We start from the raw sequence: 12,720 nt of genomic DNA, 5'->3' as shown, positions 1-12,720 counted from the left end.
TTATACGAATTCAGCCTATAAATGCTGGCGGATTTTTTCCATTACTTTAATATGATTAATGAATTCCTGCTCACTCATACTGTCAACCGGCGTCAATGCTTGCTCAATAAGCTCTATTTGAATTGCTGTAATATCAGCCAATTTCCTATAGGCAAGTGCTGGATTCTCTCTATGTATCGTCGGATGTGAGCGCTGTAGATGATCCCATAAATCAGCCTGAACCTGGGCTAATAAATATCCCGATTGCTCATGATGCCAACGATAATGACCACTGGCCTGTATATGTTCCAGCAAACGACGCCGCTCGATAGCCTTATCACTGAATCGTGGCCCGAAACGTAGTGGCGCACGCCAGAGCCAAATTAAAAATAGCAGGCTTAAACTCAACATGGCTGGCCAGGCATAATCCCATAACCATTGCCACAAGGCGGGCATATCATCAACGCGTATGAGCCAGACACCCACATCATGACCATTATATTGCGTTAAATAATGCAATAATCGCGCATGATCAAATTGCGCTATTTGTTCATTGTTAAATATTTTTGTTGAATTTAAAACCGTGAGTAAGCCCTGCCCTAATGAAAGTTGCATAATATACGCCGCACTCTTATCATGCACTAACCAGCTCAACGGGGTATCTGACGACTCTTTATATAAGCTGAGATCATACGGAAAATTGACATCTATCATTGTTTTATTCGACAATTGAACTGCTACGGGTATATCTTCTGCTTCAGTATCATTCTGTTGCAGAATGGATTTCACCGCGTCATCAATTGCCTGCCCTTTATCTTCCTGCCCTTCCTGTGCTTCAATTGCCTGAGCGCTTATTTGCCATTGAGATAGCAAGTCATCTTCTTCGGGTTCAGTCGTTTTTCGAGCTTCAACAATCAGGTGTCCACCCTCACGTACCCAGGCTAATAAGTTTTTGCTCAATTCTTTGTTAATGGTTTCACGTTGCGTCGTGATCAGTATGCTATGTTGTGCTGATGGCAAGTCACGAAATGCCACTAAACCATTCACTTGCTGAACATCTATGCCCATTTTTCTAAGAAAAAACTCAGCCGCTAATAGATTGTTGGTTTGTGCTATCCCCTGAAAACCCACTTCCTTTTCTTCATCGAGCCATTCAAAATTATTATAAAACCAATAGCCTGTGGCCAAACTGATTATCAGCAGCAAAAGGGTGAGTAAAATCTGCGTAGATTTATTCATCGTCAGCCCCCTTTCTTCTTGAGTCTGGAGCTTGGGTTTGAGAATAGTATAATGACCAATTATCGCACAAGGCTTGAAATTCTTGCTCAGAAATATTTCGATGGGCATAGGCTATTTGCTGCCATGCTCTTGTGAGAGTCACAAAATAATTGCCTTCAGCTTCACTGGGCAAGGTAAGATTTTTTGTCACTAAGTCCAGGCAATCCCCTTCTGTAGCACCATTTGGCAAACTAAATTCATAATTTTTTACCAAATAAGCCAAACTCGCACGGTATAATAATGCCATTGAGGCTCGATATTCCTGTGCCTGGTAAAGCTGTAAAGCCTGTGCGACCACATCAGCGGGTAAAGATTCTTCCCGTAAATCCAGGCCAAATAACATTTCTGGTAATTCGGCTGGCTTTTCTTTGGCTTTAAACAGCCGCCCTAAGCCTATTTGTAAACGGTCTCGATATTTCACTAATAAGAAAATAAAAATACTTGATTACCCACAAAGCTCCGCCATATTTCGATAATTATACTATAATTATACTATAATTATACTATAATTATACTATAATTATACTATAATTATACTATAATTATACTATAATTAAAGTATAGATTATGTGTGGAGTAGAATGATGTCAAAAAATAAAATTCAGTTTCAAGAAGGTTATAGTTTATTTGAGCTTTTTAATGATTATGGCACTGACAAACAGTGCCGACAAGCCTTATTTAAATGGAAATTTCCTGATGGATTTGTTTGCCCAGAGTGTGGCAATAAGACTTATTGCACTCTAGAACATCGCCATCTTTATCAGTGCCACCATTGTCATCATCAGACATCAGCAACCTGTGGGACAATATTTGATAGTACCAAACTGCCTTTATCTAAGTGGTTTTTAGCGATTCATCTTATGACTCAATTGAAGACAGCGGTTTCAGCATTAGAATTAAAGAGACAGCTTAAGGTAAGCTACAATACAGCCTGGAGTATGAAACAAAAGATCATGCAGGTTATGAAAGAACGTGATGACAGTAAACCTTTATCAGGCATCATTCAAATTGATGATGCCTACTGGGGTGGTGAGCACAGAGGCGGCTCCAGAGGTCGTGGTTCAGAAAATAAAACACCGTTCGTTGCAGCCGTTTCTACTAATGAAGATGGACACCCGATTGCAATGAATTTAAATGTGCTTAAAGGGTTTAAATCCAGTGAAATAAAACGATGGGCACAAACTCATTTAACACCTGGAAGTACTGTTTACTCAGATGGGTTAAATTGTTTTCCTGCGGTTAAAGAAGCTGACTGTAAGCATGTTCCAATCGTCACGGGTGGTGGTGCGGCAAGTGTTGATAAAATTGAGTTTATCTGGGTTAACACTATGATAGGTAATATTAAAAACTCTATGAAGGGAAGCTATCATTCCATTAACTCAAAACATTTACCTCGGTATCTTGCTGAATTTTGTTATCGGTTTAATAGACGCTTTAACTTAAAAGACATGATGCCAAGGTTTTTATGCGTGGCGATGAAAACGCCACCTATGAATGGAAAGCTCCTAAAAATGGCGGAGCTTTATGGGTAATCAAGTAAAAATAAGTGCTAAAAGCCATAAGCCAGCCTCAAAGATAAATGCCAGGATCTGTCCAATGCTTTCAAATAATCTAACTAAAGCGCCGGATTCAATATCTAAGCCATCCTCATTTTTTTATTTTTTCGCCCATGTATTTAAGTGATTCAAGCTGCTTCATTCGATTAAAAACAGGATCGGCCAATACTGCCTGAATCGTTTCTTTGGAAGCCTCCGCTGCAAGTTTTGGTTGCGCAATTGGCGGGAGTATTTTGCGATAAGATGCCGATGCCGTTTCCATATTAAGCGTATTGGCATAGACCGGATCTGACCAAAAACATTACCCAATAACAATAGCGAGCTCAGAGTGATTGCTAATAGTGATGCCCCCTTATTAATAGTCATTTTATTTTCAGCAATTGGCTTTAATTTTGATTGGCTAGCACGTTGAGCGAGCTTTCTAAAAACCAATTCAATATCCCAGCCTTCTAAAATTATCCGTCGATTTAAATATAAAATAAAACCACCGGCGACATAGAGTGTTTCAACCACCATCATCACCATAAAATAAAGTGCCATTGATAAGGCATTGGCTAATAAGCTTGGCTCTTCAGTAAACAAATTACCCGCACTTTGTATGGCAATATCCACTGGCAACATCATTAATACGATACCAATTAAACCCCATGAAACCAGCGATTCCAAATGAAAACACAAGACAAAAAGCATCACCTCACGATTGTTGGCATTTCGTCTCAAGCTTTTCATTCGCTCTCTACGGCGCTTGCCCTTCAAGCCTTCAAGTTGACTCACAGGCAAGGAAAATGCACGTCCTGGGTCGAGACGATATAGGGTCAAGGCAGAAAAAATACCGGTTTTAAAGAAACTTGGGATCGCTGAAATGACATCTTTATAACTGGTCTTTTCGGCAAAAATGACTCTGGATAAAACGAATAGCGGCACGCGATCATAAAGCGGCTTTAAAAACCACAGGATAAAAAACACCCAATAAGGATGGGCTTGCAAGAGCAGAACATTCACTATTAAAAAAATAGGCAAAACACAGACTAACCAACTGGCTAATAAGAGTCGCCAATGTGTTACCGCTAAGCGCACAGCAACATCCATTGCTTCCCATGGGCTTCTTGGACGAACGGCAAAGGTCAGCGCTTGAAGATTCATTCTTCTAACTTCATAAAATTGGCCTTCTTTTTCCCACTCTTCTGCTCGACTGTCTTCTGTCCTGCAAAGGCAAAATAGGCAAATACCAGCAGCCACATCAATGCGCCTACAGCATATTTAATCAGCGGCGCAATGGTCTGAGATGATGACCAAAAGGCCTCAACAAAAGCAGCCATAAAAAACATTACTGCAGCACCAGCCATTATTTTTACCGCCACTGAGGCAGCATCCAATAATGCCTGATAACGGCTTTTTCGTCCCGGCATCAACAATGAAAAGCCTATTTTCAAACCCGCACTACCACTGAGCGCAATAGCACTGAGTTCCAAGGCACTATGACCGGAAACAAAAGGCCAAAAGGTATTGCCATAGCCGATCTGGGTCAGATGACCCGCCGCCGCACCAATATGCAAGCCATTAAAGAGTAGGGTGAAAATACTACCAATACCAAAGAGTAAACCGGTGGCAAAGGTTCTAAAACCAATGCCGGTATTGTTTAAAATATAAAAACCAAACATACGTGCATCGGATTCTGAGCCACGTTCACGGCCTATATGTTCAGCCTGAGGATCATACATGGCTTCCATACCCGCCACGCTATCCGGTGACATAACACTATAGACAAACTCAGGCCAGATCTGAATTAACACGATCATTAAAATAAGCGGTAGATAAAATACCGCAGACGAAGCCATAGCCAACGGCTCTCGCTGCGTACTATTTGTGGAAAGCTGTTGCTGAAAAAATGGATAAAAGAAGCCAGAACACTGCTTCCCCGCCTATTATTTTTCTGATAAAAGCGTTGGTGTGCTTCATTCACCAGAAAACTTAAGCGTTCTATTAAATAAGGGCTATAACGGCGGGATTGTGCTAATGATAAATGCTGGCAAACATTCCGATACAGAGCAGGAAAATCTGCTTGTATAAGTAATTTGGGCTTAAGTGAGGTCAATTTTTCATTATTTAAACTTTGTAGATAAGCATGATTTTTTTTCGTCTGTTTTTTCTGCCAAAAGGTCAGGTGTTTTTTTCCAGAGAGTGATCGTTCAGAAGCGGCTTGTTGCAATAACACCTTTTTCAAACGAGAATTAAGTAACACTTCCAAAATAAGCCATTGCTGTTCATGGGCTTTTATAAATTGTGCCTGATTCATCGACGCCCCATCAGGTAATTAGCAATACCCAGCAGACGTTCACTGGCATTTGTTTCACTGGCTGTTTGTTTTTTCTGGACAATAACACCATCCAGTAAAGGTGTTGCTAGCCTGGCCAGTTCTTCTGCACGTTCCGGAGAAAAGCCCTTAAAGCGTTCAGCATAATTAACAATAATTTGCTGTTCTATACCGCTGAGAGCTATGTTAGGGGCAATAGCAGCTACTTCAGGCACCAGTTGACTATTGTCCTTTAGCTTGCGGGTATAAACCACAATGGTATTGGCAGCCAAATCGCCCAGACGCCGAAAATCTCGACTCAATAGCATAGAAACCACACCCAAGGCATAGAAAAAAGGCAGAAAATCGACGGTTCTGAGTAAATTTCTGAGTAAAGAGGCTTCCCAAGTCACCATGGTGCCATCAATTTGTAGCACCTGAATATTCATTTTCTTTTTCCCCGGTGTTTGCCCCTGAAAATAAATTTCAAAGAATACCGGATAGAGCCATTGCTGCAAAAACATCACAATCAATAAGATACCCTGACCAAAATCCCCCAAGCGACTCAGCAATAGGGCAAAAACAATAATAATCAGGCCCTGTATCAAAATGTCCAACAACCAGGCGATGCTACGCACATAAAACCCAGCACAGGTTAATTTAAGCTCAACACCCTCGGGGGTTTCTACAGTTTTGATGGTGTCGAGCATAGAAGACATGAATTGTTCACAGTTGTTTTAAAATTAATCGTTTTAAGGTTCATTATTCTGTCACAAAAACAGTGTAAATTGTATTTCAGTTCTAAAATATAATAAAAAAATCAGCACTATATAGTGGACCCCGAAAACTGGACAATAGGTTAAGATATAAGAGCTAACCTAACGGGGAACAAAAAAATGAGCACAAAAAGAAAAACATTCAACAACAAATTTAAAGCAAAAGTAGCCATTGAGGCTTTGAAAGGTCAAAAAACAGTCGCAGAAATTGCGTCAGAATTTGAAGTGCACACCACCCAGGTCAATAGCTGGAAAAAGCAGATGCTTGATGGTGCAGCCGATACTTTTTCAAAAAAATTAGAGAATAAAGATGCTGAACATGAAAAGGAAAAAAGAACACCTGTACAGCCAAATAGGTCAACTAAAAGTAGAGGCTGACTGGCTGTCAAAAAAGTTGAGATGTTCAACTGAGTAGAGCAGAAAAGCGGTGTTGCATAGAAAAAGAGCACCCTCAGTTGAGCATCAAAAACAATGTGAGCTTATCGGCCTGAACCGTTCAAGCTATTACTATCAACCTAAAAAGCCTCTGCAAAATAAAGATTTAACATTAATGAATTTGATTGATGAGTTGTACATAAAACATCCATTCTATGGCAGTCGTCAAATTCGTAATGCATTAAGATTGAAATGTTATAAAATTAATCGTAAAAAGTTCAACGGCTTATGCGGATCATGGGATTGGTTTCAGTGGCACCAAAACCCAATACCAGCAAGCCTTGCAAAGTAAATAACCTCTATCCATATTTGCTCAAAGGAATTGATATTAATAGGAATAACCAGGTTTGGTGCACAGATATCACGTATTTACGGATGCCACATGGATTTGTCTACCTAAGTGCTGTTATGGACTGGAGTAGCCGTTTTGTGCTGTCCTGGGAAGTGTCAACCAGCATGGAAGAAAGCTTTTGTATCAGTAGTCTGGAAACAGCACTGCGACGATATGGAAAGCCAGAAATCTTCAATACGGATCAAGGTGCTCAATATACTAGCAGAGCATTTACAGGTGTTCTAAAGGCCAATGATATAAAAATCAGCATGGACGGCAAAGGCAGAGCAATGGATAACATTATGATTGAACGACTCTGGCGAAGTGTAAAATATGAGGAAATTTACCTCAAGGATTACCAAAGTATTGATGAGCTAAAGAGCTCATTAAAGGAATATTTTGAGTTTTACAACCATGAACGACCACACAGTACACACGGTGGAAAAACGCCTGCAGAGATCTATGGCGTGATGAAAGAAGTTGTTCCAGACTTAAAACGGGCAGATGATGAGGAGGATAATCAACTTTACTGGCAACCGCCTTGTCCACATATCCACAGGCCAAGCCAGTAGCCCTGAGATATATCGCAAGCGTCTCTGGACTACTGGCAGACCTGTGGATATGTGGATAAGACTAATACTATAAATAACCAACAGAATTATATCTTAATATTTGAGAAAGCTGTCTTGACAATGGGGTCCACTGTACTAATAGCTGTTTTTAGGGGTAAAAGTCTGACAAATTTCAGTCAAATAACTACACATTTTCAGATTTTACCTACAGATAAATTGAACGCTGATCTGTATAATATATACACTGTTTTTTAATAATTTTGCAAAAACCTTAAATAATGTATTAAAAAGCGCATCAAGCTGGAGAATTAACATGAAAAAAATAATCACTATTCTCACCACCGCCACTTTTTTTGCTATTAGCTGTTCTTTAATCGACCAAGTCATTTGGAATAACGATTTTTATTGGTTGAATGCTGGCATAGGCTTCTTTATTGGCGCAGTTTTAGTTATTTTGAGTAAACCAATACACCCTGTCAGAAAAACAGGTCCTATCGCCTGATCAGTTTACTTTCCTAGTCTGGTCTCTCAATACCGAGTTTTTTCATTCTGGATCGCAATGTGCTGACCGGCACATCCAGAATCTCGGCAGCCCCTTTTCCCCCAAATGAGCCAATTTAAATCATTCAACACACTGATAATATAACGCTTTTCATTTTCGGCCAGTGTCCGATAAGCCACTGATTTTCTAGCATTATCCGCTTGTTTATTGTCATCAACTTCATCACCTGCTCGTTCAGCTGAATCTTTGTGTAATTTCACTTGTTCAATCGATACCGGTACCAGTGCATCATCGACTTCAATTATTTCACTTTTTGATAAAATAGCAGAGCGTTCAATTACATTTTGTAATTCACGAATATTGCCCGGCCAATGATAATCCATTAGCAATGCCATACTCACCTCTGAGATGCCTCGGAAATTTTTGCCCAGTTTATGACTCAAATTATCAAGAAATTTTGCTAATAATAATGGAATATCAGATTTTCTATCCCTTAATGGTGGTACGGTTAAGGGGAAAACATTTAAGCGGTAAAAAGATCCATTCTAAAACTACCCTCATCCACCATTTTTTTCAGATTACGATTGGTTGCTGCAATAATACGTACATCCACAGAAATCACTTCGCCACTGCCAACACGCTGGAGCTCCTGCTCCTGTAAAACCCGTAATAATTTAACCTGTACTTCTAAGGAAAGTTCGCCTATTTCATCCAGAAAAATGGTGCCCTTATCAGCTAGCTCAAAATGCCCGGTTCGATCACTAATTGCACTGGTGAAGGCGCCTTTAACATGACCAAATAATTCACTTTCCACCAATGATTCTGATATTGCACCACAATTAACTTTGATTAAAGGGCGATTTTTTCGGGGACTGAATTGATGGATAGCCCGCGCCATGGATTCCTTTCCCGTGCCTGACTCACCATTGATTAATACTGTCGTATCCGTCCCTGCAACCTGCTCGGCTTCTTCCATGGTTTTTATTAAGGCCTGACTTTGACCGATAATTTCGCCATAGTTTTGTTCACTGCGAATTTCTGCTTGCAGATAACTGCTTTGCGCACGTAAAACCTGATTTTCTACCTGTAATTTCTCTTTCAGTTCTTCAACGGTTTGCAGGGCATGGTGCAATTCACTTTCACGTTTTTTCGTGCTGCAATATTTTTAAAAACGACACAGACACTGCTAATATCCGTTTCACCTTCAATCATGGTCACGGTATATTCAACGGGAAAACTGCCTGAATCTTTATGCCAAAAAATATTACTATCACTTTGTCTTTGCACTCGATCTCTCAGGGTGTTAAAGACATCATCTTTTTCCAGTGGATGGCGATGGCCCTGACTATCTGTGTGCATTATCACATCATGAAAGTTTTTACCTCGAATCTCATCTTCCAGCCAGCCGATAATTTCTGCACCCGCAGGATTGATAAAGGTGATTAAACCCTGTTTATCAACACCCAATAGACCTTCACCCATTGCATCCAAAATCAGTGCATTATCTTCTTCTAAACGCTTATTTTTTTGCGCTAAGATGGTTTCCAATTGGCGAATTTTAATATGAGTTTCTACTCGTGCGATAACTTCTTCTGACTGAAAAGGCTTGGCAACATAATCCACCGCACCACAATCAAAGCCTTTTACTTTATCTTTTACATCATCTAATGCCGATAGAAAAATAATGGCAATATCAGCCAGCTCGGGGTTAGATTTTATTTTTAAACACACCTCATAGCCATCCATACCCGGCATCATAATATCCAATAAAATCAGTTCCGGATGTACTTTATGAACAATGTTTAGCGCATCTTCACCATTTTTAGCGAGCAATAACTTGTAGCCATGCCCTTCCAGAGTCTGATATAACACTTGTAAATTAGTAGGATTATCATCTACCAATAATAATGTTGCCTGTTCTTCTTTATGTATTGCATTCATATTTGTGGGCTTATTTTAATATTTAAAATTGCGTATGCCATCAAAATCAAATTGTTTAATCAATAAATTTAATTGCTTATCGGCTTCATCACTTAAGAGTTTATTTTTGCTTATTTCTTTATACACGACATTAATTTGACTGATATCCCCCATCTCACTGGCGGCTTTTATTTGTTTTATCAATTCCTCTAATTGTTCTAGTGCATGCTCATCAAAGACTCGCTCAGACTCAGCGGCTGGCGTATTCTCTAAAGTGACATTTTCATACTTAAAATGTATGTCCAAGTGCTGTGCTATTTTATTAAACACCTCAGACACTTTAAAGGGTTTGGCAATAAAATCATCCATGCCTGTTTCTGCTATCTGCGTCTTTAATTCCGGAAAAACACCGGCTGTTACCGCAATAATAACAAGTTTCTGTTGGCTCTCTTCTTGCTCCATGCTTTGTCGTATGAGTTTTGCTGCGTGAATCCCATCCATCTCCGGCATACGAATATCCATTAAGATCAGGGGATATTTATATTTCTGACTCATGGCCACGGCCTCTTTACCATTGTTTGCCGACATGGTTTTAAAACCCGATGCTTGTAATAAACGCTCTAAAATATCACGATTAACCTGTCGATCATCTACAATCAAAGCCGTTAACTGTAAACCATCCGGCAGCTTGGGGATCACTGAATCATCATAATGCTCACTATATGTCACCTCTAGCTCATCATCACTGACCTCTATAAGCGGCAAACAAAATGAAAAAGCACTGCCTTCTCCATACTGGCTTTGCAGAGTGATTTCTGTGCCACCCATTTCTTGAATAAGGCGCTGACTAATGGCCAAACCAAGACCTGTACCACCGGCATCCATACCTTCTTTAGCTTGTTTAAAGGCATCAAAAATTATCTGATGTTTTTCTTCAGGAATACCGATGCCAGTATCCGCTACCACAAAGCAGACATTGGGCGATTCTTGTTTATCATAGACAGAGACATGCAGTGAAATCGTACCACTATGAGTAAATTTTACCGCATTACCCAAGAGATTAACGAGTACCTGTCGCAATTTAGTCGCATCCGTTTTTATTCCCTTAGGCAAGCCCTCTTGCATGATCACATCAAGCTTAACACCTTTGGCTGACGCACGGTGGATCACCATGTCATATACCCCTTTAACCAACTTGGGTAAATCCACGGCACTGATAGTAAAGGCCATATTGCCCGATTCTATTTTCGATAAATCCAGCACATCATTAATCAAGGTGAGCAGGTGATGACCACAACTCTTAATCGCATCCAGACTTTCCATTTGCTCATGAGTTACTTGCTTATCATTTTGCAAAATTTGCGCATAACCCAGCACCCCATTTAAAGGTGTTCTTAATTCATGAGACATATTGGATAAAAATTCACTCTTGGCTTTATTGGCTTCTTCGGCAACTTCCTTAGCACTAATAATTTCCTGTTCAGTTAATTTTCGCTCTGTTAAGTCCTGTATCAAAGCAATAAAGACTGCTTGTTCATTCATAGTGGCTGCGGTTAAAATAATTTCTGCCGGAAAAGTTTCACCGCCTACGCGCTCAAAAACTAATTCATATTGCTGATAACCTACATCGACAGCCTGAGCCATTAGTTGGTTTAATCGATCAAATGAGGCTTCGCCATCAGGCTGAATGGCACGAGTGAGCGAGTATAAGCGTGATCCCAGCACATCTTCTTTCTTACTAAAGCCAAAGAGATCTAAAAAGGCATGGTTACAATCAAGAATTCCCTCATCTGAATACAACAAATTAGCCTGTGAAGAACTTTCAAATAAAACTCGAAATTTTTCTTCTTCACGCTTACGTTCAGTAATATCATGCGCCATACCTTCCAAAGCAATAATCTCACCATGCTCACCTTTCACCGGCACTTCAATAATTTCAAAACGTAATAATTCACCATTGCGTGCGATCAACTCCAGTTCAAAGGCTTCTTGTTGCTCACCCTGAAAGGATAGCTCGATCATGTGAGTCGCCTGATCATTGAGTGGGCTTTCGACAAAATATTGCTTAAAGAAATTTTTAAAATCACTCGGTGTATAACCCAAAATGTCTTTGACCGCAGGGCTGACATAAGAGATATGACCCTGTTTATCATGGGTAAAATAAAAATAACGCCCTTTTAAGCCCTGTACTATTCGACTGAATCCTTGTGAACGTGCATCACGAATATCCTGTTCACGCTTACTTAATTTAGCCGCCATATCAGTAAAACTCTGCGTTAATACACCAATTTCATCCTGGCTGGTTACTTCCACTGTGGCATCCAGATTACCTGCGGCAACTGATTTAACACCCTCGGTCAAACGTGCTAAAGGCTGAGTCATCCGGCCTATCACTAGCCATACGGTAATAATGATTAAAAGCAGAGAAAAGAGTAGTACTGCGGCAAATTGCAGCCCTTTCTTTCTGACCTGAGCTAAAACAACTTTCTCCGGAACTCTCAGGGCAATGCCACTCAGTATTTTGAATTGGATAAAAAGCCACCCACTGCTTTTGCTGAGTTTCCCAAGAATCTAATTGGACGACTCCCCGTTTACCGGCAATCATTTTATCGGCTAGGTCTTTGAGTCCATTCTGATGATATTTTTTAGCGTCTTTATAAATGGAATTGGCTAGGATTTGTTTGGGATCGGGGTGGTAAACATAATCCCCTTTATTGGTAATGATTAGTAAGTCCAGATCGACATCAATACCCTGATTCACTTTTTCTTCTAAAATTTCCAATTGCACATCAACCGTAGCAATCCCTCTAAACTGCTTCTTATAAAAAAACGGCACCGCATAGGTAGCCATGACGATATCGCCAACCCCTTTATCAAAATAGGGATCGGTCCAGATAGGATGTTTGGCCTGTTTGGCCTTGTCCCACCATTGCCAATGCCCTGCGGTATAATCGGTTATGTCTGCAATATCTAAGGTATTGACCCGACCTGAGGTGCGGTATGCATGCATAGGGAGCAAATAATTCATTGTCGTAGTCCGGATCACGAGCAAAGGCAATGGCACTGCCATAAACAATT

Annotated in this window: 13 protein-coding genes and 1 pseudogene; 3 read left to right on the top strand and 11 right to left on the bottom strand. The window is 40.2% G+C overall.

All coding sequences use genetic code 11. From position 1 onward, the window contains the following. Positions 1-15: 15 nt before the first annotated feature. Both JEU79_RS11910 and JEU79_RS11905 read right to left on the bottom strand, forming a co-directional pair. Positions 16-1,218 carry a DUF4350 domain-containing protein gene (locus tag JEU79_RS11910; protein ID WP_198264302.1) on the bottom strand — a complete coding sequence of 401 codons (1,203 nt, stop codon included), beginning with the start codon at positions 1,216-1,218 and terminating at the stop codon, positions 16-18. Continuing rightward, the gene (locus tag JEU79_RS11905) at positions 1,211-1,600 is read right to left on the bottom strand and encodes a DUF4129 domain-containing protein (protein WP_214660559.1); all 390 of its coding nucleotides are present in this window, start codon (positions 1,598-1,600) and stop codon (positions 1,211-1,213) included. Before JEU79_RS11905 ends, JEU79_RS11910 begins: the two co-directional genes overlap by 8 nt. Positions 1,601-1,841: 241 nt before the next feature. Here JEU79_RS11905 and JEU79_RS11900 point away from each other — a divergent pair, with 241 nt between their 5' ends. After that, positions 1,842-2,789, top strand: a complete 948-nt coding sequence (locus tag JEU79_RS11900) for an IS1595 family transposase (RefSeq protein WP_198262526.1) — start codon at positions 1,842-1,844, stop codon at positions 2,787-2,789. 162 nt (positions 2,790-2,951) lie between these two features. On the opposite strand, the gene JEU79_RS11895 is transcribed toward JEU79_RS11900, so the two are convergent. From JEU79_RS11895 to JEU79_RS11880, 4 genes are read right to left on the bottom strand one after another with little or no spacing between them, the layout of a single operon-like run. Then, entirely contained in the window at positions 2,952-3,956 is a 1,005-nt protein-coding gene (locus JEU79_RS11895) for a hypothetical protein (RefSeq protein WP_198264300.1), read from the bottom strand. After that, positions 3,953-4,612 (bottom strand): stage II sporulation protein M, encoded by a 660-nt coding sequence (locus JEU79_RS11890; RefSeq protein WP_214660558.1) that lies wholly within the window; start codon positions 4,610-4,612, stop codon positions 3,953-3,955. Before JEU79_RS11890 ends, JEU79_RS11895 begins: the two co-directional genes overlap by 4 nt. Further along, positions 4,612-5,109, bottom strand: coding sequence for a stage II sporulation protein M (locus JEU79_RS11885; protein WP_214660557.1), 498 nt, complete (start codon positions 5,107-5,109; stop codon positions 4,612-4,614). Before JEU79_RS11885 ends, JEU79_RS11890 begins: the two co-directional genes overlap by 1 nt. Then, complete coding sequence (locus JEU79_RS11880) at positions 5,106-5,825, bottom strand: RDD family protein (protein ID WP_198264297.1); 720 nt, start codon at positions 5,823-5,825, stop codon at positions 5,106-5,108. Before JEU79_RS11880 ends, JEU79_RS11885 begins: the two co-directional genes overlap by 4 nt. A gap of 177 nt (positions 5,826-6,002) precedes the next feature. Here JEU79_RS11880 and JEU79_RS11875 point away from each other — a divergent pair. Both JEU79_RS11875 and JEU79_RS11870 read left to right on the top strand, forming a co-directional pair. After that, positions 6,003-7,112: pseudogene (locus tag JEU79_RS11875) on the top strand (IS3 family transposase); the annotation flags it as partial. A 421-nt stretch (positions 7,113-7,533) separates the two neighbouring features. After that, complete coding sequence (locus JEU79_RS11870; protein ID WP_198264296.1) at positions 7,534-7,722, top strand: hypothetical protein; 189 nt, start codon at positions 7,534-7,536, stop codon at positions 7,720-7,722. 26 nt (positions 7,723-7,748) lie between these two features. Here the strand turns inward: JEU79_RS11870 and JEU79_RS11865 are convergent, their stop codons facing one another. The 5 genes from JEU79_RS11865 to JEU79_RS11845 form a co-directional block, all read right to left on the bottom strand. Then, a complete protein-coding gene (locus tag JEU79_RS11865; RefSeq protein ID WP_198264295.1) occupies positions 7,749-8,165 on the bottom strand; it encodes an AAA-type ATPase lid domain-containing protein in 417 nt (138 codons plus the stop codon). A gap of 80 nt (positions 8,166-8,245) precedes the next feature. Continuing rightward, positions 8,246-8,854, bottom strand: a complete 609-nt coding sequence (locus tag JEU79_RS11860) for a sigma-54 factor interaction domain-containing protein (protein WP_198264294.1) — start codon at positions 8,852-8,854, stop codon at positions 8,246-8,248. Beyond that, entirely contained in the window at positions 8,821-9,663 is an 843-nt protein-coding gene (locus JEU79_RS11855) for a response regulator (RefSeq protein ID WP_198264293.1), read from the bottom strand. Before JEU79_RS11855 ends, JEU79_RS11860 begins: the two co-directional genes overlap by 34 nt. Positions 9,664-9,678: 15 nt before the next feature. Then, the gene (locus tag JEU79_RS11850; RefSeq protein ID WP_198264292.1) at positions 9,679-12,024 is read right to left on the bottom strand and encodes an ATP-binding protein; all 2,346 of its coding nucleotides are present in this window, start codon (positions 12,022-12,024) and stop codon (positions 9,679-9,681) included. Then, positions 11,987-12,712: a PDC sensor domain-containing protein gene (locus tag JEU79_RS11845; RefSeq protein ID WP_214660556.1), complete on the bottom strand. Its 726-nt coding sequence runs from the start codon at positions 12,710-12,712 to the stop codon at positions 11,987-11,989. The genes JEU79_RS11850 and JEU79_RS11845 overlap by 38 nt, the downstream gene beginning before the upstream one ends. Positions 12,713-12,720: the final 8 nt, after the last annotated feature.

Source organism: sulfur-oxidizing endosymbiont of Gigantopelta aegis, from assembly GCF_016097415.1.
Taxonomy (GTDB): Bacteria; Pseudomonadota; Gammaproteobacteria; order GRL18; family GRL18; genus GRL18.
This window is presented reverse-complemented; position numbering and strand designations above follow the sequence as displayed.

What these genes read in the sequence shown, in the direction of transcription:
- JEU79_RS11910 (WP_198264302.1), bottom strand. Translation starts at nt 1,218, where the DNA reads ATGAATAAATCTACGCAGATTTTACTCACCCTTTTGCTGCTGATAATC.
- JEU79_RS11905 (WP_214660559.1), bottom strand. Translation starts at nt 1,600, where the DNA reads ATGTTATTTGGCCTGGATTTACGGGAAGAATCTTTACCCGCTGATGTG.
- JEU79_RS11900 (WP_198262526.1), top strand. Translation starts at nt 1,842, where the DNA reads ATGTCAAAAAATAAAATTCAGTTTCAAGAAGGTTATAGTTTATTTGAG.
- JEU79_RS11895 (WP_198264300.1), bottom strand. Translation starts at nt 3,956, where the DNA reads ATGAATCTTCAAGCGCTGACCTTTGCCGTTCGTCCAAGAAGCCCATGG.
- JEU79_RS11890 (WP_214660558.1), bottom strand. Translation starts at nt 4,612, where the DNA reads ATGATCGTGTTAATTCAGATCTGGCCTGAGTTTGTCTATAGTGTTATG.
- JEU79_RS11885 (WP_214660557.1), bottom strand. Translation starts at nt 5,109, where the DNA reads ATGAATCAGGCACAATTTATAAAAGCCCATGAACAGCAATGGCTTATT.
- JEU79_RS11880 (WP_198264297.1), bottom strand. Translation starts at nt 5,825, where the DNA reads ATGTCTTCTATGCTCGACACCATCAAAACTGTAGAAACCCCCGAGGGT.
- JEU79_RS11870 (WP_198264296.1), top strand. Translation starts at nt 7,534, where the DNA reads ATGAAAAAAATAATCACTATTCTCACCACCGCCACTTTTTTTGCTATT.
- JEU79_RS11855 (WP_198264293.1), bottom strand. Translation starts at nt 9,663, where the DNA reads ATGAATGCAATACATAAAGAAGAACAGGCAACATTATTATTGGTAGAT.
- JEU79_RS11850 (WP_198264292.1), bottom strand. Translation starts at nt 12,024, where the DNA reads ATGACTCAGCCTTTAGCACGTTTGACCGAGGGTGTTAAATCAGTTGCC.
- JEU79_RS11845 (WP_214660556.1), bottom strand. Translation starts at nt 12,712, where the DNA reads ATGGCAGTGCCATTGCCTTTGCTCGTGATCCGGACTACGACAATGAAT.